General features: G+C 64.9%; 6 protein-coding genes. 3 read left to right on the top strand and 3 right to left on the bottom strand.

Features of this window, described 5'->3' with window-relative positions:
* Both JSE7799_RS14610 and JSE7799_RS14605 read left to right on the top strand, forming a co-directional pair.
* Entirely contained in the window at positions 1 to 3,966 is a 3,966-nt protein-coding gene (locus JSE7799_RS14610; protein WP_055664262.1) for a baseplate multidomain protein megatron, read from the top strand.
* A gap of 7 nt (positions 3,967 to 3,973) precedes the next feature.
* Entirely contained in the window at positions 3,974 to 5,050 is a 1,077-nt protein-coding gene (locus tag JSE7799_RS14605; protein ID WP_055664261.1) for a DUF2793 domain-containing protein, read from the top strand.
* Between the two features lie 225 nt (positions 5,051 to 5,275).
* On the opposite strand, the gene JSE7799_RS14600 is transcribed toward JSE7799_RS14605, so the two are convergent.
* Entirely contained in the window at positions 5,276 to 6,094 is an 819-nt protein-coding gene (locus tag JSE7799_RS14600) for a hypothetical protein (protein ID WP_055664260.1), read from the bottom strand.
* A 59-nt stretch (positions 6,095 to 6,153) separates the two neighbouring features.
* The gene (locus JSE7799_RS14595) at positions 6,154 to 12,270 is read right to left on the bottom strand and encodes a hypothetical protein (RefSeq protein ID WP_222101779.1); all 6,117 of its coding nucleotides are present in this window, start codon (positions 12,268 to 12,270) and stop codon (positions 6,154 to 6,156) included.
* 921 nt (positions 12,271 to 13,191) lie between these two features.
* On the opposite strand from JSE7799_RS14595, the gene JSE7799_RS20645 reads away from it, so the two are divergent.
* Positions 13,192 to 13,434 carry a hypothetical protein gene (locus tag JSE7799_RS20645; protein ID WP_144431734.1) on the top strand — a complete coding sequence of 81 codons (243 nt, stop codon included), beginning with the start codon at positions 13,192 to 13,194 and terminating at the stop codon, positions 13,432 to 13,434.
* 23 nt (positions 13,435 to 13,457) lie between these two features.
* On the opposite strand, the gene JSE7799_RS14590 is transcribed toward JSE7799_RS20645, so the two are convergent.
* Positions 13,458 to 24,530: a hypothetical protein gene (locus JSE7799_RS14590; RefSeq protein WP_055664258.1), complete on the bottom strand. Its 11,073-nt coding sequence runs from the start codon at positions 24,528 to 24,530 to the stop codon at positions 13,458 to 13,460.
* Positions 24,531 to 24,631 lie beyond the last annotated feature (101 nt).

Genomic DNA, 24,631 nt, shown 5'->3' with positions numbered 1-24,631 from the left:
ATGGCAACGCTTGTCCTCGGCGCGGCCGGCGCCGCCATTGGCGGTTCGATCGGCGGCGCGATCCTCGGCGTCAGCGCCGCCACCATCGGCGGCTTCATCGGCTCCAGCATCGGCTCGGTGGTCGACAGCTGGATCATCTCGTCGCTGGCGCCCACCCAGCGCATCGAGGGCGCGCGGCTCAACACGCTGCGTATCACCTCGGCCACCGAGGGCGCGGTGATCCCGCGGCTCTACGGTCGCATGCGGATGGGTGGCAACATCATCTGGGCGACCGATTTTCGCGAAGAGACGAAGACCACCACGCAGGGCGGTGGCAAGGGCGGCGGGGGCGGCAAGGTCAAGACGACCGAGTATCTGTACTACGCCTCTTTCGCCGTGGCGCTTTGCGAGGGACCGATCAGCGGGATCGGGCGCATCTGGGCCGACGGCAAGCCGATGGACCTCTCCGGCGTCACTTGGCGTTGGTATCCGGGCGACGAGGGGCAGACGGCCGATCCGTTCATCGCCGCGAAGATGGGCGCGGCCAACACGCCCGCTTATCGCGGCACGGCTTATGTGGTGTTTGAAGAACTCGACCTCAGCGCCTTCGGCAATCGTCTGCCGCAGATCAGCTTCGAGGTGTTTCGCCCGCTCGCCGATCCCGACACCGCCGAAGGGCTGACCCGCGCCGTCACCATGATCCCGGCCTCGGGCGAGTTCACCTATGCGACGCAGGCGATCCGCAAGACCGATGGCGGCACGACGGTGCCGGAAAACCTGAACGCGCTGGCCGACTCCACCGACATGGTGGAGGCGCTGGACCGGCTGCAGGCCATGGCGCCTGCGGTCGAGAGCGTCAGCCTCGTGGTGGCGTGGTTCGGTGACGACCTGCGCGCGGGCTCCTGCAAGGTCCGGCCGGGCGTCGAGGTCTCGGCCAAGTCGACCACGCCCTCCAGCTGGTCGGTGAACGGCGTCAGCCGCGCCGACGCCTTCCTCGTCAGCGGGGACGACCAGGATCGCCCGGTCTATGGCGGTACGCCGTCGGACTTCGCCGTCGTGCAGGCGATCCAGGAGATGAAGGCGCGCGGGCTGCGCGTCACTTTCTACCCGTTCATCCTGATGGACGTGCCGCTCGGCAACACGCTGCCGAACCCCTATTCCGACAACGCCGCCGAGACCGGCCAGCCCGCTTTCCCCTGGCGGGGCCGGATCACCTGTTCTCCGGCTGCGGGCTTCGCCGGGACCGTGGACAAGACCGCCACGGCCGCCACGCAGGTGGCGGCGCTGTTGGGCGCGGCCACGCCTGCGAGCTTCAGCATCTCTGGCGAGAGCGTAAGCTGGACCGGCACGCCCGGCGACTGGGGCCTGCGCCGCATGGTGCTGCACTACGCCCATCTCTGCGCTGCGGCGGGCGGGGTCGATGTGTTCCTCATTGGGACCGAGATGCCGGGGCTGACGACGATCCGCTCGGGCGCGTCCACCTATCCGGCCGTGCAGGCGTATCGGGACCTGCTTGCGGATGTGCGCTCGATCCTCGGGGCTGGGACCAGGATCGGCTACGCCGCCGACTGGTCGGAGTATTTCGGGCACCAGCCGGGCGATGGTTCCGGCGACGTGTTCTTCCACCTCGATCCGCTCTGGGCCGATCCGGAGATCGATTTCGTCGGGATCGACAACTACATGCCGCTTTCGGATTGGCGGGACGGCTTCGAGCACGCCGACGCGGCTGAGGGCTGGCCCGCGATTTACGACCGCGCCTATCTGCAGGCGAACATCGCGGGCGGCGAAGGCTTCGACTGGTTCTACGCCAGCGCGGCCGACCGATCCGCGCAGGTCCGCACCCCGATCACCGATGGTGCCGCGGCCAAGCCGTGGGTCTTCCGCTACAAGGATCTGCGCGCCTGGTGGTCGAACGCGCATTACAACCGCCCGGGCGGGGTGGAGAGCGGCGCGCCGACGGCATGGGCGCCGCAGTCCAAGCCGATCTGGTTCACCGAACTCGGATGTCCGGCCATCGACCGGGGCACGAACCAGCCCAATGTCTTCTTCGACCCGAAGTCGTCGGAGAGCTTCACGCCGCATTTCTCGCGGGGCTGGCGCGATGACGCCATCCAGCGCGCCTATCTCGAGGCGACGTATCTCTGGTGGGGCGACGCCGCGAACAACCCGCTGTCCTCGGTCTACGGCGGCCGGATGGTGCATGTGCCGGAATGCGCCGCCTGGACCTGGGACGCACGGCCGTATCCGTTCTTCCCGGCGCTGACTGACGTCTGGACGGATGGGGCGAACTGGCGGCTCGGCCACTGGCTGACCGGGCGGCTTGGGGCGGTGTCGCTGGCGGCGCTGGTCCGGCACCTCTGTCTGCGCGCGGGGCTCCCCGAGTCCCGCATCGACGTCACCGGCCTCTGGGGCGCGGTCGAAGGTTACGCAATCACGGCGCTGGAAAGCCCGCGCGCGTCGATCACCACGCTGTCGCGCCACTTCGGCTTCGATGCGGTGGAGACCGAGGGGGTGATCCGGTTCGTCATGCGCGGCCGGGCCTCTGTCGCCACTCTCAGCCCCGACGACTTGGTGGCCCCCCGCGAGGGCGACGTGCTGGAGCTGACGCGCGGCCAGGAGACGGAACTGCCGCAGGCGCTGAAGTGGCAGGTCGCGCGGGCCGACGAGGATTACGACGCGGCCCTCGTCGAGGCGCGGCGCATCACCGTGGACACGACCCGGATCGCCTCGGAGTCCTTCCCGATGGCCGTGCCGCCCGAGGAGGCGGAGCGGCGCTGCCGCCGCGCCCTGATGGAGGCGTGGGTGGGTCGCGAGACGGCGGCCTTCCGTCTGCCGCCCTCGCGTCTCGCGCTCGATCCGGCAGACGCGATCCGGCTTGCGCATGACGGGCGGCTGGTCGATCTGCGGCTGGTCTCCATCGCCGACGCCGAGGCGCGCGGCATCGAGGCGGTGCGCCAGGACCGGGCGACCTACGACCTGCCGCCCGGCGATCCCCGCGCGGCGTCACTGACGCGGGCGGTGGTGTTCGGCGCGCCCGAGGCGGTGCTGATGGACCTGCCGCAGCTGACCGAGGACCAGCCCGCGCATCGTCCCTTCGCAGCGGCGCATGCCATGCCGTGGCCGGGAGAGATGGCGGTGTTCCGCAGCCCTTCAACGGACGGGTTCGAGTTGCTGACCACGTTTGGCAGTCGCGCCCGGATCGGGACTCTCGTCTCCGACTTCTACCCGGGGCCGACGTCGCGCTTCGACCTCGGGAATGCGCTGGTGGTCGATCTGCTGACCGGAACACTGGAGAGCGTGACCGACCTGACGCTGTTCGGCGGCGCCAACGCGCTGGCAGTGGAAAGTGCCACTGGCCAGTGGGAGATCGTGCAGGCGGGCGCGGCGGAACTGCTGGCGCCCGGCCGGTATCGCCTGACCCGGCTCCTGCGCGGCCAGCGCGGCACCGAGGGCGCGATGGGCAACCCGGCGCCTGCTGGCGCGCGGGTCGTGATTCTGGACACCGCGCTTGCGTCACTGCCCATCGCCGAGGCCGATCTCGGCATCCCGTGGAACTGGCGTATCGGCCCAGCAAGCCGCCCGGTCAGCGACGAGACCTATGTCGCGCAGGCCTTCACGCCCGAAGGCGTCGGGCTGCGGCCGTTCTCGGTCGCCCATGTCGAGCAGCCATGGCGCACGCCGCGCTCGCCCGGCGATCTGACCATCCGTTGGACGCGCCGGTCCCGCGCGCTCGCGGCTGACAGCTGGGGCGGGCTTGAGGTGCCGCTGACCGAGGAACTGGAAGCCTACGAAATCGAGATCTTCGACGGCGCCACGGTTAAGCGCGTGCTGAGCACGGCCACCACCAGCGCCGTCTACACCGTCGCCCAGCAGACCGCCGATTGGGGCGGGCCGCTCGACCCCGGCGACACGCTCGACATCCGTATCTTCCAGCTCTCCGCCCTCGTTGGGCGGGGCGCGCCGAAAACTGTCACGCTGACCTTGTGAGGACCCCATGTCCGACGCCACGACCCATCTCCTGCTGCCCTACATCCTGGCGGCGCAGGCTCAGAAGCATGTCACCCACAACGAGGCGCTGCGGATCCTCGACGGGTTAGTGCAACTCTCCGTCCTGGACCGCGACCTGACCAGCCCGCCCGGAAGCCCCGCCGACGGCGACCGCTACATCGTCGGCTCGGGTGGAACGGGCGACTGGGCGGGGTGGGACCTGAATGTCGCGCTCTGGACGGACGGCGCGTGGCTGCGCCTGCCGCCACGGACAGGCTGGCGGGCATGGGTCGAGGACGAGGGCCTCCTGCTGGTCTACGACGGCGCGGGCTGGATCGGGACGACGCCCGCGGCGCTGCAGAACATGGCACTGCTCGGGGTCGGCGCCACCGCGGATGCGTCGAACCCGTTCTCAGCCAAGCTCAATGCCGCGCTCTGGACGGCGAAGACCGTCGCCGAGGGCGGCACGGGCGATCTGTTCTACACCATGAGCAAGGAGGGTGCGGGCGACGATCTCGGTCTGACACTCCAGACCAACTTTGTCACCAAGGCGCTGGTCGGGCTCTTCGGGTCGGACCGCTTCCGCCTCTCGGTCTCCGCCGACGGCAGCACCTTCTTCGATGGCCTCAGCGTGGACAACGCCACCGGCGTCGTCGACCAGCCCCGGCTCCCGCGCTTCAAGGCCTACACGAACTACGACAACTATGTCGGCGTCGGGACCTGGACGAAGATCGGCCTCAACAACACCGACACCAACGATCAGGGCGCGTTCGACGCCGCGAACAACCACTTCGTCGCCCCGGTTGACGGCACCTACCTGTTCGGCGCGACGCTGCTCTACAAGATCAACGCCAGCGCCACGGCACGCATGCGCGGACGGCTCGTGCTGAACGGCACGACGGAAATCCGCGGCTCCCTCGGCGAAATCTCCGCCACCCACGTCTCGCTCGCCACCGCCATCTGGCTGCAGACGATTGTCCCGCTGACGGCCGGCGATACCGTCGAGCTGCAGGGGTATTTTCGGGTCGCGGACGGCTACTTCGCCGCCGATCACACGTCCTTCTGGGGCTGCAAGATCGGATAGCCGAACTCTATTCTGTCGAACGCAGCGAGCGCCCAGTCGTTCGTCGGTAACGTTTGATCTCGCTCGCTACCCGAATTTCCCGCTTGAGCGACCGCCGACGCCGCACTTCGAGCCTGCACCTCCCAAATATAAGGCTTGCACTGACAGGCCTTCGCGATATTGCGAGCGAATTAGCGGGCATCTTCATGTTCTTCCTGATTGGTCTCGCCCACTGTCAATGCGGTGTTAGAACTCTACCGATAACGCGATTACGTTGCCGTCCCTGTCAAATTCCGCCTTGACGGCGCGTAAATCCACGTTTCGGAGTTTCAGTTTGCCCATTTCTTCAGCAAGCAGGACGGCATCCAAACGGCGCTGATGACTGCCGTCCTTTGGGGTATCGACGGCGCGTTCCGACAAGTCGCCGATCAGCGCAAGCGCGGTTTCAATACGTTCCCTATAGTCCTTTACACCGCCTCCATTGTATTCCACGGCGCCGTCAATCAGTCGGGCGCGTGAAAGGTCGCCACATTGGTAGGTCTTGTCGCCCGCTTTCGTATTGATGCGATGAATCAAATAGACGACGCCCCAGTAATAGCTGTGGGCGGGTGTGAACTTGCTGTCGTCATGCCCCTTCTTCTCGTCCCCCAGTTTGCCCATGGCCGCATTGGCATCGAACCCGTTGAAAGCCGCGGCGGCAGCGGCGACTTCGTTGGCCCAGAGATTTGTCAGACTTGGGCCGCGTACAATACGCGAGCCTTGACCGGACTGACCGGTCAATTCCTTCCACCATGCATCCTTGGGATTACCCGACTGCATGGGATCACGCTTTGGTTGGTTGGCGCCTGCGGTTCCATGGGCGCTTTCGACCCAGGAGACGGCACGCAAAATGCGCAAAAGCCGCGCCCGGGCTGTTGCGTCAATCGCTTCATCGTGTTTTTGCCCCTTGGCACAGCCTAGAAAAGTGATGTGGAAGTCGAGCGCGGCACCGGTAATTGTCTTGACCGCATCCCATTTGGTGGCCTCGCTTGTCCTGATTTGATCGACTGACTCTTTCGCAGGCATCTTTAACCTCCTCATGTCAATTTTCTGGGCCGCGGGACGGCGAGGCACGTGCGGCCTCTTCACTCTTTCTGCGGCGGTGAAACAAGGTCATCTTCGTACTTCGGCAATTGCGCGCCGCCCGACCGGTCCGTTTTGGTCAGAGTGTAATGGGGCCAATCGATCGTGTCGGTCAGGTCAGTCGTGCGCCACTCAAAGATCGCATTTTTGCGGATGTGCCCGGTGGCCAAGTCGCTCAGGAGATCTTGGAACTGGACCCGGTCGGGGGCCGGGGCCGCGGCGTGCATCAGGGTTCGCGACACCGGTTGTCCATCGGCGTCTTTTGCGCCGAGGGCGATCACCGAATAGACCGCCGCGGGGCGCGGGTCGTCGGCGCGTTCAGCGAGCGGCAGTTCCAGCCTCAGCGCGCCGCCGTTGAACCCGTCGTTGGGCGTCAGCTCGATCAAAAGCCGGTCACCGGGTGCGGGTCTAGGGGCGGTCGACGTCTTCGGTTCGAGAAGCCCAAGCGGCAGGCCATACGGCTGGGCATCGCCGAGAAGCGGCAGGGCAACCTTGCCCGCGAGCTGCAGTTCAACCGGCGCTGACGGTGTCGCGTCACCGCGTTTGGGGATCAGCGCCAGTTTAAGGCTGGCCGCGATCCCCTTCCTCTCAAAGGCGCCGTCCTCGATCGAGCCGTAGGCAAAGTACAATGTCTGCGTCAGCGCGTACTGCGTTCGGTCCGCAGTCAGAACAAGTGCAAGCGATCCGCCGTCGTTCCGAATAACCTGGGAACTGGAGCCGGGGCACGCCAGTGCGCGGTCAAAGGCCGGATCGGCGAACAGGAAGCTGCGCCGCTCTATATCGAGCGTGGGGCGTCGTGCCGGCTTGCGCCCAATCGGGAAGGACAGCGCGGTGGGCTCGCCGGTGATTAAGGCAGACACTTCGCCTTGAGCCAGCAGCGCCGTTCCATCGGTTGGATCGAAAGGCGCAGCCTTCTGTTCGTCTGCGAACGACATCTGCAGGGTGGCTGGCGTGTTCGGGTCCGGATCGGCCAAAGCGCTGAGCAACGGTCCGAGGTCGCGGCCCGCGAAGGCGAGTTCTAGCGTTAGCTCATGCCTGGACACCTTCCCTACGCTGGGCTGCGAGACGGGCTCGTGCCAGTCAAGGCGGAAGGCGTCGATCCGGGTCTCGCCCAGGGACAGCCAGGCACGAAGATGGTATGGCGCTTCTTTGGTTCCGCGATACAGAAACCCGCTCTGTGCCAGCGCCTCCATCACCGGAGACTTGCCGGCGTGTGACAGCGTCAGGCGTAACTGGAACAGTTGCCCCCTCTCCTGCGAGTTGCGCACCTTTCCTGGGTCCAACGAGAGGGTCTGAAGATCTAGGATGAAGCGGTCGGTCTCTGCCAAGCGCCAGAGCGAGGAGGCGGCACATCGGACGGCCATAGGCAGGGCCAGACCGCCCGGCGCGGTACGGTCGAACAGCGAAACATAGGTGCGCCGGCGCGAAGTCAGATCGAAATTTGGATCTTCGGGCAGCGCGGGACTGCGCGGGGTTCTTAATTGCCGCGCCAAGACTGGCGATAGGACCGCCGATCGTCCAGCGCCCCGCGCGCCACGGTCGATCAGATCGGACCGGTTGCCGTCGCTGAGGAGAGCGTCGATGAAGGTCTCATGCACGCCGGGCCGTTCTCCGATCAGTGCGCGGGAGTAGATCGCGGGAATTACCCCCATCGTCGCGGGAAGCAGCGAATTGGTGGAGGTGCTGCCGTCTTCGGCAGACTTGGCCATTGCCTGTTGCAGCGCCTCCTCCCGGGCCTCGCGGATCGGAGTGCGCGCCCGGGGGGACAGAACCGCCAAATGCCGCGCAGGCGGCGCCCGCAGCGCGACCTTGTCGAACTCGTCGCCATGGTGGAAGACCACGCGCGCTTGCGTGACGAGGTAGCGCGCCCTGTCGGCCCGTGTCGCCACCGCGGAGCCGGTCGATAGAACTGCGACGCGCCCTGCCAGCCCGGCTTTGGACGAGATCACAGGCGCGTCGACGCGGCCATCCATGGCAAACCGCGCCGCACCTTGCGCGTCAACAGCTTCAGGCCAGCCCAGCGCGGGAGAGGGATAGACCTGCTGATGCGCATCGAAGAGCTGCGACTGCTCCCTGCCAAAAGGGTTGTCCGCGCGGTCGATTGGCACCGGCCGCACATCGCGCACCCGGATATCGGGCTCCTTGCCATCTTCGCCGCCGGTACCGGTCTTGCGGCCCAGCAACGCCAAGCCGACCGCCACGGCATCGGTGATCTGCGCCTCGGCTAGGTCGGCTAGGCGGGATGGGCCCAGCAGGTCCCACGCGGTGTCGATCTCGGCGATATCCGGCGGAACATTCAGGGCGAAGAAGCGGGGCGCCCTGCCTTTGTCCAGCGCCACCAAGTGCAGTTTGGTTGCCCGTTCCAGCGCGGCGGGCGGCGCGGCAATCGATTCATGCGGGAAGGCCAGCGCGACAGCCGAGGCATTGGCGCGGTGGCGCACGGACAGAATGCGCCAGTCCGCACGCTTGTCGGGATCGATGTACTTCAGCGTCTGCTGCAACGCGACGAGCGATGGCAGGAAGAGCGGCCAAGTCTTGACGTCCCCCACTTTTGCATCCGCCGGGTCGCGTTCGACAAAGGCTTGCAGGCTGGGCCAGACGAGGTCTGCCGCACCGCCGATGCCCGGTTTCGTCGCCAACAAGGCGTCAAGCTCCGCCTTGCCCAGAACACTCGACGGTACTTGAACCAGGGGCGGCAACGCATCGGCGGCAATCTCGAACGGTGTCGCATCGTCGACGGGGGCTCTCCACGCGTCGCCTTCGCCGAACACCATCAGATCGCAGAACGACTTGGGCAGGTCCGACGCGCCGGTGTCCATGCCGATCGCCCAGGGCAGGCCGAAGGCATGGGTCGTCTTGTGATGTACGAACACGCAGGTCCCGCCGCCGACCAGGATCAACCGTGTGTCGTGGCCGTCGGTGCGCAGCAGCGGATCGTCGAATCCGCTGAGCATCAGTGACCGATCGCCGATGCCAGCATATTCGGGGCGTTTGTCGATCTCGCCGCGATAGCTCGTGCGGCCGCCCTCGAACCGCGGGCCAAAGGCCTTGCCCGTCCAGTCCTGCTGCCACAGCTGTTCTGAGGTCAACTGCACATTGTCAAAGCTGCGCCAAGCCGCCAGTTCGGTGTTGTCGCGCAGCAGCCGGTGGCGCACCTGAAGCTCCAGCGCTACGGACCGCGTCAGCCGGACCGTGGCGCCGTCCCGGGCAAGCGCGGTAACGGGAATCGGGCTATCGCGCAGTGACACGCTAACATCGTGCCGGATCGGCGCAACGTTTCGGGTTTCCACGCGCGCGGCCTTGGCAGGATTTCCGGGCGCCTTGACCGAAAGTCCGTCCGGGTCCCAGGAGATGCCGCTCTTCTGGAACCTCAGCGCACCGTCCTTCACCGCCTCGCGGGTCAGCAGGACCTCGCTGTCGCGGGTTTCGCCCGACCAGCGCGTGTGGCTTGTCAATGCCACTTGCACACCGTTCGCTTCGCCCGCCATGCGCGCCTGAACCAAGCCGGAGGCGAGTGGCCAGACGGGAATTGCAGAGCCCGCAACCGTCCCGGTCACAAGGCCCGCGCTAAATCGCCATTCGTCGACTGTCGTCAGCATCATCCCCTCGATCGGACTGGCCATCGTGGAAAGGCCGCCCGGTTCGAGGTAAAGCCAGATCGCGCCGCGCGCGTGATCGATCCGTATTTCCGGCGGATCTGTATCCTCGTAGCCAAGCCAGCGGATCATGCCGCCGGTCGTGTCCAAAACGTGCGGCCGATCCGCCCCTTGCGTCCCGATCTCTACCCGCGCGTCGAGGGTCACATCCAGTCGCCATCCGGAGGTCCCAGGACCGACCTGTTCCAGCCGGGCGGCGGCGATCCAGACCCCGTCCGCCGGGCGCGCGTCGGGATGCGTGAATTGATAGGTCGGGTGAGCCGCCTTTCCATCGACCTCCATCGCAAGCGTCACGTCGTAGTTAAACAGCGAAAACGAGAGCTCGATCCTGCGAAAAACCGGATCGTCACTCAGCTCGCCCAACTGCGCAGCAAGCCGCAAGCCCACCGGGTCCGCAACGGTGCTTGTGGCCCCGGCCAGCCGCAGGACCAGCGCGGCAACCAGCGGAAATTCGAGGCGTTCGGGGTCCTTGTCCGAAAGGACCAGATCCAGGCCGCCGGCGGACTCCAGCGCTCGGATCCGCGCCTCTTTGGCCAGGGCCAGCTTGCCGCCGCTTCGCCCGAATTTAATTTCGACAAGCGGTCCGATGCGGTAGGGCGTTTCCTCCCCGAACGCTTCACGTGTTTCCGGGTCGGTCAGCGGGCCCTCCAGGCTGGCGCGGCACAGCACGCAGATTTCCTTCGTCCCGACGTGCAGCAGGCGCAGCGGCGTCAAGGTCAGCCCATTGTGCCGGATCGAGAAATCGGCGCTCTCCATCTCAGCCCGCCGTTCGAACAGGCGCCATTCGTATAAGGCATCCTGCAAGGCTCTGGCCGCGAAGGGGGTCGGGTCCGGACCGAGCCGACCCTCTACGGGGTTCTTCGTGCCGTCGAACACGCCGTCTTCGTCATGCGGCAGGTCGCGCACCCAGAACAGGGCGTCAGATCCAAGTCCCTTCACGACAATTGCATCGTTCCACGTCACCAGATCGCGCCCTTTGGACCGGACCTTGCCGTTCCCATCGCGGTCGCGGAACCGGGCGGGGCGGGACACGCCGTCCTTCGTTGTCCGGGCGCGCGCCATCGCGGTGCCACGCGTATCGGACAGACTGGTGGGATCGTCGTTCTCAAGACTCTTGTCGAGATAGGCGTCGGGCGCAAACCCGGCCAGTTTCAGCGTAGCAACATCCTTGCCGCCCTTGGGATGCAGGGCCCCGTCCTCCTCCGTGAGGCCCAGTGCGAGCGGCTCATCCTCACCGCCCATCGGGCCAAGCAGCGCCGTCTCACCGCTGAAGGGCGTTGGTTTCACGCGATCCCACGTTAGGCTGTAACCGCCCAGCGGCAGGTTGCCCGAGGGGAACGCATAGTCGCGGACAAAGGTCACCGTGGCGTCCGCACTATAGGGCGCGGCCAGTGCGATGGGGCCGTCCACGGGCACGCCGTGGCCGGCCCAGGCTGTGGCCCGCACGCCTTGAGTGCGCGTCGTGGCAAGGGCAAAGGCGCGCTGCGACCACAGCAGGGATATCTGCGCAAGATCGAGCACTCCGGTCACCGGCGCCGGGGGCGGCGGCGTGTCGGCCGCGGTGCCGGCCTCGGCTTCGGGGTCGGGTTGGGCATATAGCTCGTCGAGGATCGGTAGATCGAAGCGCAAAGAGACGTCGAAGCTGTCCCGGCCGGGCCGTGTTCCGGGCGCCCAGGCATAGTCAAGCCCCGGCGCCGTGGGTGAAACGAAGTTCACCGACGGCACGCCCCAGGCAGGCAGATCCGCCTTTTCGACCCAAGGCCAGGTGACGGACGGCGTCTTGACGGGGTCGTTCGCGACCTTTGCCAGCGCGGTGCTACCGTCCGACTCAAGGCGGATGATACCATCCAGTTCCACGGGCACCACCGCCCGCATGTCGGACGGCCGCGTCTCGGCGCCGCTGGCCAGCATCGGGACGGCCGGGATCAGGGGCAGCCCGACAATCGCGGTCCAGTGGATCGCGGGGATCGACTGTGCCATGGTCCCGTCCAGCGTCAGGCTCCACGCGCCGCCCGTCGGCGTCAGCTGAAGGCTGGCGTTCCGCGCGATCCCGGAGCCGAACCTCGCGGGTAATTCGCGCAGATGGCCCGGATCAGTGCGGCCGGTCGGCAGCAGCCGCTCGCTGGTGGGCGCCTCTTCCGCCGACCACAGAGCTTCGCGCAGGGCCCCATACGGGGCCGCGAAGTTCAGTGCGATGGCGCCAGCCGCGGTGGCGGTCCAACTGACCGAAACGTTCACGTCCTCTGCCCCGTCGACTGCCATTGCCAGATGCGTCTGACGGAAGACACAATTACCGATCAGCGAGGATGCGCTGGGCAGCGGATTGGCCTGTTCTTCGGGCACGAAGGGGGCGGCGGCGATCTGCAGGGTCCCGTCTCTGACCGGAAGAAACGCCCAATCCGGCACAGTGTCCGGCACGGCGCGGCGGGCGCCTGCCTCGGCGATCGGGACGTAGACCTCCAAGGACGGCGTGGCCAGCGTCTTGAGCTCGTATTTCTCGCCCCCTCCATAGGTTGCCGTTATTTCCGGCCGATCCTTGGACGGATCGGGGTTGGCGGCGGACCGGAACTCCAGATGCGTCTTCTTTCCCTTTCGCCACAATGTCAGATCGGCCGAGCCCGCTGCGTCCAGGCTGTCCAACCTCGCCACGGCGGGCGTTTCAGAACCGAACGGCGTGTCGGTTTCCAGGCGCAGCGCCAGAACCGACGGATCTACCCGGATGCGCCAATCCGCCGACTTGTCGAGCGCGTAAAGGTGCAGACCAGTCTTGTCTTGTGACAGCTGCCAGGCAAATGGCGGCACGGCGGCGCGGGTATCGGCTTGCGCTCGCAGCGGTGCCTCCTGCTCCTCGAGCGCGTTGAACGCCCTCTGCCACAGTGCGGAGAGGTTTGGCGGCGGGCCATCGGTGTCGAGGATGGCGACTAGGCGTGCGAGGAATCCGGTGGTGCCGTCCGGTTCGATGCGGACTCGCACCGGAAGCGTATCGGGAACGTTCGGGACAATGTCGATCAGGGGATGGGGAAGGCGCACATCGATCTCAATCCCATCCGGGACGAGGCGAACCAAGGGCCCAGTTCCCTTGCCAGCGTCGTCTCCGACCAGAGGATGGCCTTGAAAGATCGTGTGTTTGCCCGGGCTGTAATGCAGAAACTCCGCTAGGCCATTTTTATTCTTCTTTGCCCGCGGAACACGCAAGGCAATACGCCCGGCCACGAGCCTCTGGTCCGGCACGACGATCAGTTTCTTGGGGTTTGGTCGTTCTTGCTGGTGATGCCAGTCCCAAGGGTTGGGCCATGGCTCTGTCTGGGCGAGCAGCACATCGGCACGGCCGGTGCCAGTCGGCTGCACGGCATCGTGGAACCCGTGCGGCGTATCCTTGGGGCCATGAAGCTGAACGAAGGCGGGTTTCTCGAGGTCCAGTCGCCCGCGCAGAAGAGGCGGCTCGTGCAGTTCGACCGGATCTCCGATCACCCGTGTCTCGGCCTCGATCCGTGCGCCAAGTCCGCGCAAGGTTGGAGTGTGTTCGACCAGCGGTTCTTTTTTCGCTTTGGGAACTTCCATGAACAGATCGGCATCGAAAGTCCAAAGTGCGCCGTCCTTCCACCGCGGGCCGATGATGAGGATTGAGCGGAGGGGTCGGCTCATGTCTCTTACTCCGTGCCGAGAGTCAGGTCGATTAGCGCCGTGTCGGCCTGCGCGTTGCCGCGGTAGGCCGATAGCCGCAGCCGCGCGCCTTCGCCGATCACCCGTTCGCGGATGGCGCCACGCACGATGTCCTTTATCTTTGCGGGCACGTTGTCCTGCTCTGCCCGGTCCGGAAGCCAGTGAACACCGGCGAAGATCGAATCCGAAACCGCCGCGCTGGTCAGGTCCTTGACGGCGACAGCTTTGTCCGCCACCGGCCAGACGATCGTCACCTCGGCGGCGGGCGTTTGCGCAAGTTCCAGGGTGTCCAGCGCCCGTGCCCGAATGCGCTCGTCGCTGCTCGGCGCCGCCTCCAGCGCGTCGATCAGAGTAAGCAACTGCGAGTCCGTGATCCCTGTGCCGTCATCCGCTTTGTAGCGCAGCAACCGGAAATGCGCGTAGGGCGCGGCTAGACCGCTGATCTTGCTACTGACCTCGGTCCGCCGGTAGACGGCGGTCAGTCCCGACTTGCCGGTCGGCAACTGCCGGCGGCGAAGCTCACCAAGGGCCCTCATGATCCGGTTCACTAGGTCGCGGGTCTTGCCGGGCAGGTGTTCCGCCCAACCGCGGCTGCGCCGCGCGGCGGAAACGGGGATCCCGGCCTCCAGCTTGTCGGGAAAGGTGAACGCGCCCTCGGTCGCGCCCGCGCCCGTGACCCCCGACACGTCTGGCGCCAGACCGAGCGGGAGGGCCGCGGTGATCTTGTCCCCTTCGCCCGCGGCCGTCAGGTCCGTGATCATCTTGGCCACTCCGGGCACATCGTCATAGGCTGTTAGGGCACTTACCAGATCGGCCACTCCATCCAGGTCTTCGACGATGAATTCGAACGTCCGCTGCGGGGCCCAAAGCAGCCACACCTCTGCGTCGAAATCGGTCGGAAGGTTGGTGAAGCCGCCTTTGCCATCGGCAGTTGGATCGGGCAGATGGATCTCCTCCGGTGCTTTTCCAGAGGGCAGCGTGGCGGTCAGTCTCAGGCGCCAGTTCCAGTAAGGTTCAGGCTTCTGCCCTGACAGCGTCACTGTCTTTGCCACCGCGTCGAAGCTGTTGGACAGGAGCATCGGGTGATAGAGACTGGCCAATGGGTTCTTGACCTCCTGCGCGGGCAGCACCTCGATAAGCGGCGTGGCTGTGGCGAGGTCCGGGGCCAGGGTGCTGATACGATAGCTCGCCTGCGCATCCGGCAGCCGGTAGACGGTGGCGACCTTGGCGGGGTCGTCGCCCGTCCAGGCGGTGATGTCGACGTCCGGCATGAGATCGATATTGCGCACCATGGGAAGGTCGAAGGTGACCTGTGCCTTCAGCGTGCCGTCGTCCTCGACGTAATCGAAACGCCACGTCGGAACTTTCGCCGGGACGTGGTGCCGCACGCCGCCGCCCTTCTCGCGCGGCGGCAAGCGCAGCACGGCACCGGACGAAGGCAGCGGCACCGCAGAGACGTCCGAGACCACGACACCCGCCGACTGGTGCACCATCGCGATCAGATCAAAGAACGGCGGGGCGCCAGCCACTTCGTACCGGATCGCGCCGCGCCAGGCGTCGGGCGCGCGTTCGCCCAGCCGTGCGAGGTCCTCGGGCGTCATGATGCTCATGTCACCCGGCTTCATCGTGTCGGCGCCAAAATCGCAGTCGTCAAAGTCTTCGAAGGCCTCGAAGTCCTTGTTCCCCAATAAAGCGCGGGCGATATCCAGCGCGGGGTAGCTGGCGCGCAGTTCCAGGCCGGTCCACGCACCCTGCAGTGCCCGCTCGGCCCGCAGGTTCGCGGTGGAAACGATCTGATCGGCGGTGCGCGCGACGACAAGTTCCACGCCTCGCGTTTGCCGGATTTCGTCGGACTCGGCGCGGGCGGTGGACAGGATAGCGGGCGGGTCCAAGGGCTTAGATCGCGGCAGCGACACCGAGGCGAACTGACGCTGCCAGTCAGTATGCAGCGCACCTTCCAGCGTGACGGGACGTTCGCCGCCGCCATTGGCCGCCTGTTCGATAGACACATAACGCCCGAACGGCCGGATCGCGAAATACCGCTCGCGGCCAAGGCGGGACTGGTCGATCATGAACACGCTGACGCGACCGTTCTGATCGGGCGTGCGGGCATAGCTTTCGCCGGTGGTCAGCGCGGCAAAGGCAAAGCCGATGTGACTCGTGGCGGCGCCGCGGCCCTTGATCGCCGCGCCGTGCCGCAGGAACCGTTCCGACCACGCACCAAACCGCGCCGCGAAGGCTGTCGCGTCGAACGCGGCAGAATCGTTGGCCGGATTGTGCCGCGGCGGCAGCCAAGACTTGAAGCGCGAGGCCTGGGTTTCGTCGCTGGACCCGGCGATCGGAAGGTCGAGCATGACGCGCAATAGCGCCCCGTCGAGCGGCGGAAAGACATCGAACGGGTTGCCTCCCAACGTGCCCTCCTTGTCTCGCGTGTCGGTCCAATCGTCCAGCGTGTCGATCCACGGCGATATCGTCAGTCGAGCCGGGTCGATGGCCTGCTGCAACGCGTCGCGGAAGGCGCCGAACTTGAACCCGGTTTCCACCGCCGCCACACGGATCAGCACCGCGGGCCGGCCCTTTACGAGGCGCGACAGGCGATCATAGTAAATCTGCGCGCCACCTGGGATCCGAAGTTCCGGTTGGCCCGGGAATACGATTGAGGACGCGTTGCCGACCGCGAACCGCGCTGCGCCGGCGCCCTGCTCCAGCGGCAGACCGACGGTATCGATCAGCGCCGAGCCCTGGTCGGCCGGAAACGTCAATTTTTCGGGTGCAAGCGCCTTGTCGTCCACGCGCGAACAGACAAGATACCGCACCGGTGGCTCTGGCACGCTCAGCCGGTCTGCGTGGGGGCGCAGGCCGATCTGCAGGATTGAGGTATCGCCGGCGCGGATACGCTGGGTGTCCTCTGCAGGGGCTTCCGCGCGGCCATCGAAAGAGCTGATGCCCATGAAATCGTCCGGCACGTCGACAAGTTCGACAAACGGATGGCCCAGCGGCGCGACGTCGTACCGTTTCAGCGCCTCCGTCAGAACCCTGTCCACATGATCGAACAGCGCCTGACCCTTCAGGAATTGCGCCCGGTCGACGTCATAGATGCGCACCCCTTCGGCAAGTCCCATCGCGCGCAGAACGCCCCAGCCGTAGGGATCGGCAGAGGGCGCGCGGGCGTCAAGAAAAGTGTCCAGCCCGTCCGTCTCCAGGGGTGGCACCGGCTCTCGCACGACCTCGAAGGCGCGATAGACCGCCCCAGCCGTCTTTTCGTCGTACGGCATATAGTTGAGTGCATCGAGCGTGTCGGCCAGAACCGGATGCAGGCTGCTGGCCAGATCGACTTCGGTATGGCTTTCAGCCGCGCTGCCTTGATCGTCCGTCGCGGTGATCGCCACGCGCAACCGGAACTGATTTGCCAAGCCCGGGTTCGAGCCACTCGCGCGCCAGGCGCGATAGGCGTCTTCGACAACTTCATCGGGCTGGATGACCAAGCCCCGCAGGATGGCCCTCACCTCGGCTACGGTAATGTCATCGTCGCTCTCGTAGGTCCAAGTGATGATGTCGCCGTCGCTCTCTGCGGTCGCTTTGACCTTAGGAGCAGGCTTTTCCGCATTGGGATGTGCGATGTCACGCTTCACCTCGACCGGTGCATTGGCAAGCCACTTCGCGCGGCTTAATGGCTCATCCGGCAGACCGCCTGGAAGCGGCGTCAGCGCGAAGTCAATCTTCCGCACCTTCCGTTCTGCCAGCAATTCCGAAATCATCGCCTCTTCCGGCGCGGGGAACAGCGACCGCCGCAGGCAGCGGCGCGGGAAGGCGACGAGGCTTTCCGCGGCAGAGAACCATGGCGCGTGCGTACGGCCATTGAGCTGCTCGGGATCGGTCCGGGCGGTGTCCGATGGATAGCGCACCTCGATCGAGCGGGTGTCGGGCAGGGCAGACGGCGAGGTTCCGGCAAGGGTGCGGGGCAGGACCTTGACCGTAGTCCGCTTGCGCGCTTCGGCGGCGACCTGGTCGGCAGTTGGCCCATCTTTGCCGCCTAGCGAACGTAGTCGCGCAGGGTCGACAACAAACACGTCGTAACCCGCCACCAGCGACGCCAGCCGGGTTCCGGAGGCTTTGGCAAGCCGGGCGCCGGAGGCGTTGAAGTCCAGGCGAATCGCCGCCCGCCGCTCGGGATCAAGCCGCCGACGCGTCACCACCGGCCCAGCTTGTTCAGCCAGATGTTTTAGTTCGGCGCCCTCGACGGGATAGACGAGTTCCAGCCGCCCGGCGTTGCGCTCGATCTGGTTCTGTTCGAGCGCAAGGAACGGAAGCGACAGCGGTGTCTCCAGGGCCTCGACGACGGCTGCAAATTCCCTGACCTCCTCTACGCTGTCGGCCTGCGGAACGGTCTTTTCCGCGCGCAGTAGCGTTTCGACATAGAGCCAGGGGGTGGGGTCGATATAGAGTTTCCCGAAACTGCGCAGGAAGGCGCGGCAGGCGCGCAGGTCCTGGGCGGTGCCGGCCGTTTTCGGGATGTGCAGCGCCCTACGCAGTTCAAGCGCGGGATCGGCTACGGCCGTGCCGTTCGGCACCAAAGTCAGATTGTACCGCCTGTCCTTGGGAAGCCCTTTCGAAGAAGCGCCTTCTGCCAAGCCAAGCTTGACCTTCAGCGCCCCCCCGCCATCCGGAACCAAGAACAGATCTACGTCGCGCTCGCGTTTGGTATCGATATCCGCCTGGCCAGGACGCGATTTGGCGTCGTCCACCGCGTCGGCACCGTATTCTCCCCCGCCCAAGAGCGTGTGTGACCGGACCCGCAATTGCAGCGGCTGATCTTGTGCGGCGGCAAAATGCTCGACATCTTCATAGATTAGCGTCAGGTCGATCTGTGGGTCCGCATCCTGTTGCAGTTTTGGAAGTTCGCCCTCGAAGCTGACGGCCAATTCGACGGACAGCGGCGGACGCACGTCCAAGGGCGGGCGCGCGATTGTCCGTTCCAGCACTCGCAGCCCTGTGCGCGTGCCCAGAACGTCCACGGCCGTCACCTTGTAGACCACCGATGCCTGCGGCGACGCTCCAAAGGCCGCGGTCCAGATCGCACGGGCGCTGGCACCCTTGGGCAAGGGCGTTCCAAAGAGCTGCGCACGCAGCGCTTCGGGGACGCCGCCCTGGCTTAGATCGTCGGTCAAATGCAGCGCAGCGCGCGAACGGCTAACGACGACGGTGTTGGTGACAGGGTCAAAATTGTGCTGCTGCGGGGTCGCGCTCTTGGTCCGGAACTGCGCCGTCATCGCGATGTCCGCGCCTTCGAAACTGCGCTCTATCTCGTAAAAAGCCAGCCGGGTTTCGGGGTCCTTGGCGAAGCCAAGCTCGGCAGAAGACCCGAACGCCGGTTCGAGATCCCAGTACAAACGATACCCGTCGTCGGCCAATTCAACCCGCGCATCGTCCAGCCGGGGCTCGGTCGCCTCGAACGACTCGTCGGGATGATTAAGCAGTTCAACAGAGCATTTGACGAAATCCCAGTCCGGCTCGTTACCGGCCGAATAGTCCCCAACCCGCTTGTAAAGCTCCAGCCGGGCCTTGCCGTCTTTTTCGAACAAGTCCAGGTTTGACGCCTTGAGAAGGAAGGTTAGGCCGAAATCCACCGCATTCAGCGTTTCGGTCTCTTGTACCAGTCGAACCGCGTCCTCGGCGCCGGAGCGGTCCCGCGCACGTTCAGCCAGCGCAAAGGCGCTTTCGCCGATCTTGTTGATCAGCGCGCTGCGCTTTTCCTCGGCGATCACCGAAGCCTCCAGGACGGGATCCGTGGCCGCGAAGCGCTGCGCCTGGTTGTCCCGTGACTGGCGAGGCGGGATGTCCACGAATGCGTCAGGATGCGTGTGCTGGACCGGCAGGGACTCGCCAAAGCCAAACTCCGCCAACTCGCCGGGAACGCTGTCGGGATGCGCCAGGAAACACTCGGTCAGCAGGAAATTCAGGTCCAGGTCGCCGTTTTCGGTTTCCCCGACCGGACGCGCAAGATTGGCGAAAAGCTGAAGTTCGACATCTTTCTTGATGGCCGTCAGCGTTGCGGGGGCCTTGGGGTCGCCTTCCGCAAGGCGCCCGAAATATTTCAGCCCGTCAATATCCGTAGTCAGCTTTATCTTGTAGTCGCCCTCGGTGCGGCCCTTCGTTGCCCCGGCCGTCTTTGCGCCCTCCTTCTGATCCTTGATGAACCACGGTTCCGCATAGAAAGTGGCGGTGTCACGCACTCTTTCGGAATGATCGCGCGGGATGAGCTGGATCAGATAGGTGTCCTCGCCATTCGGATCCTTGCCGGCGTGCAAGAGAACCGCCCAGAAATCGGTGCCCTCGATTTGCCGGCCCTTCGCTGGCTCCACAGTAACCGGGTCGGGCAGTGGCGCATTCGGCGGTTGCGGCGGGTGTCTTTCGCTGATCGAACGGTCCGCTTCTTTCGCCCGCTCGCTCCGTGCCGGTTCGGCGGCGGGTGCCGGGGCTAGCAGCGTCTCTTCGCGCGGCGGGTCGATGCCCAGGCCCAGCTGCATGAACCGCGCGACCCGGCCGCGCGCCCGGTCCAGCGCGCTGTCGCCAAAGCTAAATCCGACACCCACAGACAGTGACCGGCCGAAGCCTTGCACACCCACCGACGCATAAACCCGCGCACCCAGCCCCTGGCCGGACAGCACAACCTCGGCGGCGATCTCGATGGTCAGGCCGATGGAAAAGCCGATCCGAAGCGTGAACCGCTTTCGGAACACCTTGAACGACAGCCAGACCGATACCGAGAATTTCAAGGTAAGGCCCAAGTAGACCTCGCCGTAGAACAGGGTATCCCGGGGGTTCAACGGTGCCAGATAGGCAATAAAGCGAGCGCCCAGCAGGAAATCCGCCCGGGCCGTGGCGCTGGCGCCAAAGTTGGCGTTGCCCACCTCTCCGCCGAACTGCATCAGGCCCGAAGCCTTGAACGCGACGCCATAGAGCATTGTCGCGTCCTCGATCCGGAACACGAGACCAGCGGACAGCGAGAGATAGAAATTGTCCGTTGGCTTGCCCAACTCAAACCCCAATTCGTAGGGCCAGCCGAGTTCGGTGTGATATAGGCCCGGACGGATATACAGCGTTGCTGCGAATCGAGTGCCCTCAATGGCCTTGACCAGTGCGTCGGGCAGTTCCGGATGCTTGCCGACGATCCCCGTCGGGTCGGACAGGAAGCGCGCCAGGAACTCTTTGCGCGGCACCGAGAAATACAGATAGCCGCGCAGCGTCGGGCGTTCCTTGAACTCTGCCCCCGACGGGGCGATGAACCAGTCATTGTAGTTGGTGGCGAGCCATCCGCGGACGTTGACGAAGAACGTCAGATCGGTGCGCAGCGCCAGGACGATATCCATCAGCAACGGGTTCGACACCTTAGCCTCACCGTCCGCATCGTAAGAGGCGGAACTGGTCGAGGTGGCCGCGACAGAGATCATCCCCCGCAGGGCCAGCGTCAGGGCGTCCTTGTCGAATTGCGGTGTCCAGGCATTGAAGTTCGTAAGGTTCCCCTGAACCTTCGACAAACGGTCCAGTGTCGTGACCAATTCGCGCGGCGTCTTGGCCTCGTCCGCACCGGCCAAGGCCGACAGAGTATAATTCTTGCCAAAGCCGAAGCCGACCTCGCGGATGAACAGCGGGCCGATCGGCGTGTCGATCCGCTCTGTCAGCTTCTCGGCCTGGCCATAGATGAACATTGCGTGTTTGACTTGGTTGTTCTTTTTCAGCTCCAGCACGCCCATCGCGCCGCCAAAGGCGCCAAGCCCGACGATGTCGATCCGACCGGAGGCGAGAAAGCCCTTGGCTGTCACATCGGCCGGAAGCGCCACGGGGGCGTAAAGCGACGGGATCGAGCCATCTACGGCGAGGGCAGTCGCCTCGACCTGCGCCACGCCGCCAATGCGCAGTAGCATCGAAAGCCCGTCCGCGCGAATCCGCGGCAACGGAAGATCGCCGCCCGGTTCCGGCAAAGCGATCAGGATTTCGTGGAAGCTGATTTCGGAGGAGACGACATCGCCAGCTTCGAGGAAAGAGATCTGTCCAGCGATCCCGATGGCGGGCGGATTGTCGGGCCAGGCCTTGCTGGCCGGATAGAATGCGATGCCGCGAATTTCGAACTTGAAGATTTCGAACAGCTTTTCACGCAGCGGCGGGTCCAGTTCGACCAGGAAACTGATGTGTTTGATCAACTCGCGCCCGTCGCCGGTCAGCGGCGCACCCTCGAGCCGGATCGCTACCGACTTTAAGTTTTCCAGAAGCCCGCCATCAAAGGCGCCGATTTCCGGCTCGAAACTGGCAGAACCCCACAGCTGGAAATAGAACTGAGTCGGGCCGACGACAGGATCGACGAAACCAAGGCCGAGCGCGTCGAGCACCACGCGGAACCGGGTGCCGGTGGAATAAAGCGGCTCTCCTTCCTTTTCCAGCTTGGCGTTGGCGGCCACCAGGGCGAGGTTTCCGTTGCGTCGGCCGAACACGAGGTCGATCTCGGCTTTTGCCTCGCCGATCAGCGCAGGCGGCATCGGGCCATACCCCGAGATTGTCCCGCCCTGTAGCACACCGCCCTGAATAGAGATTGAGCCGCGATTGAAGCGGAACGGCTGATCCAGTCCGCCCAGCCGCACGGGGCGATCGGCCATGACCCTTGCGATCAGGTCCAGTCCGCCGCGATCGATTGCGAATTCCGTGGCTTCGAAGGCCAGCGACGCGCCGTCGCCCGACAACTGGTCATAGGATAGAAGCGCCTTGGCACCGGCGGCAAGTTCCAGCGACAAATCGCCTTTCTTAAAACCGATCTTGAACAAGTCGCCTACGACGGTTTTGTCCTTGTCATACCCGACCGGCGCGAGGATCAGGCCGAACCCGTAGATCACTTCGTCGATGGCCTTGCTCTGGATGATGATCTCTTCATCGGCATCCAGCGTCAGTTCCAGAGTCTCTATGTCTAGCACCGCGGAGATTTCCAGCGGGATCAGGATCTCGTTATTCCCGGTGGTCGGAATTCTGATCCGGACCTTCAAATTGCCTTTGAATTTAGGCGCGCTGTCGGGATCGAAAGTGAACTCTTCAATGTCGATGAATTGCGCAAGCTTGTCGCTCCCGCTTTCTGGCGGCCCTTGCGGCATCAGAGCGGTGATCTTGTTTTTCAGCCGCTCGGCGTCCAGCTTGAATAGGAAGTTGTCTGTTGACAGCGCCTTCAGATCGGAAATGGCGCCGACACTGGTGAAGGTGATGACGCCGTTTTTATTTTTCTCCGCCTTCTTTCGCTCTGCCCCGAAAGTCTGAAAAAACTTGCCCCGCCCGCGGCTGAGTGCGGCGATCACGATGGCTTCAGCGGCATTGGGGTCCTTTGCAGTCGCCGAGACCGAGATCAGCGGGTCAGGGGACTCGACCGGGATCGTTCCAGCCTCGTCGGTATCGGACCCAAGCCAAAGGTCGGTCGATATCGTCACTTGAGGATTGACGTTTAGATCAGGTTCACGCAACAGCGCGAGCCCCTGCCAGTGGTTGACGAAATCGAGAATCATGCCGGGCACAAAGCGGTGATCCGCTGTCACGCGCAGCAGGCTGCTGCCGATGTCGACGGGCTTCGGGTCGGCGTTCACCGGAAGAACGACCACCTGCAAGGGGCGCAGCGTGGCCGCGTCCAGGCGCAGTTCCAGCGTGACGACGTCGCCGACCTTGTCCAGAAGCTCCAACAGTTTACGCAGCCCGTCCGCGAGCAGGCCGGCAAGCGCCTTGGCCACTTCGGACAACAGGCCGGTCACCGCGCCCACGGCGCGCGCCATGTAGCGCAAGACCGCGGCCAAGAGCCGGGCCAGCCGATCCAAGAACTCCGCTAAAGCGCCCGCCGCATCGGCCAGAAAGCCAAGCCGCAGGTTCATCAACCCGTCGATAATATTGAGGTCGGGCACCTCGAAGGTAACGTCAGCGCCCAGGTCCAGAAGTTTCGCATTTGCCGCGTCCCAGCTTGTCTCCCCGCTGGACAACGTTGTTACCGTGACCAGATCGAGTGCGACGGCGATCCGCGCGCCGGGATCGTCGGTCGCCTCGACGGCGATTTCTTCGAAGGTCCATGTCACGGCCAAGGCCCCGGCCCCGCCGTCGAAGGCGGCGGTCACATTCTTTACCGCCACCTGCACGCGGACGGGCAGGTCGCCGCCGCCGAATTCGAAGCGCTTGTTAATCGGGGTGTCGTGCTCGGCCGTGACCTTGCCCGCGACTTTGATCGTCCCACCATCGAGACTGATCGCGAAATCTTCGATCTTCGCGATTTCGTTCGAGTCCAGCAGAACATCGATATCGGTCGTTGCGTTCAGACCGAAGGCTCCATTGCCAGCATCAGCCGACACCGTAAATGGCGCGCCACCTTCGACGGAGATGTTCGGCAGCCATTCGGGCAGGGGTAGCTTCAGCGCTGTCAGAGAGCCGATCTTGATGTCGACCCCATTCAGGTCGTAGAAGGACAACGTGGGTAAGGCCACATCTCGAAGTTTGAACCCTAGGTTCGGGAGCGTTGGCACCAGCAATTCGAGCGATGCAAGCACATCCTCCGAGGCGACCGTAATCCGCGCCTCCAACTCGGCATTGGCGGTAACCATGGCATATTGTTCGAGCGCGAACTGTGCCGATACATCCAGCCGCGTCCGTGCGTCGAGCCGGAACCCAAGCGATCCGTCCGCGCTATCGGCGAAGCGGATTGACATTGACGCCTTGGCGAATCCGGCTGGAAAGCCGAAAATACCCTTCTCCCGAATCTCGACGGATGCCAACTCGGCGCGCAGCTTGGCCCGTGCCGCGGCAAGACCCAGTGCGGCCGCCTCCTTGATCGAAGGCAGTTCGTCGCGGGGCGGGCCGAACTTTCCGTCCTCGTTCTCGAAGAACAGCAGTTTCACGTGAATGTTTTCGATCGCTTCGGCGAGAGTGACGGTCGCCTCGTTTCCCGCAAGCCGGACGATCAGACCTGTGACGCGGGCGGAGCTGGCGGAAATTTCGGCGACAAGAACGACAGTAACCGCGCCGTCACCGAATATTTGTATCTCTGCCATGCAGTCCTTCCCCCGGTTCCGGCCCCGATCCACGTCCTGGTCAGTTCCGTGTCTTGTCCGTTGGCCGCCTCTTGGCGACGAGATACCCCGCGTGGGTCAGC

This window comes from Jannaschia seosinensis, assembly GCF_001408515.1.
In the GTDB taxonomy this organism is placed as follows: Bacteria; Pseudomonadota; Alphaproteobacteria; order Rhodobacterales; family Rhodobacteraceae; genus Jannaschia; species Jannaschia seosinensis.
The sequence above is the reverse complement of the archived record's forward strand: the minus strand, read 5'-3'. Positions and strand labels throughout refer to the sequence as shown.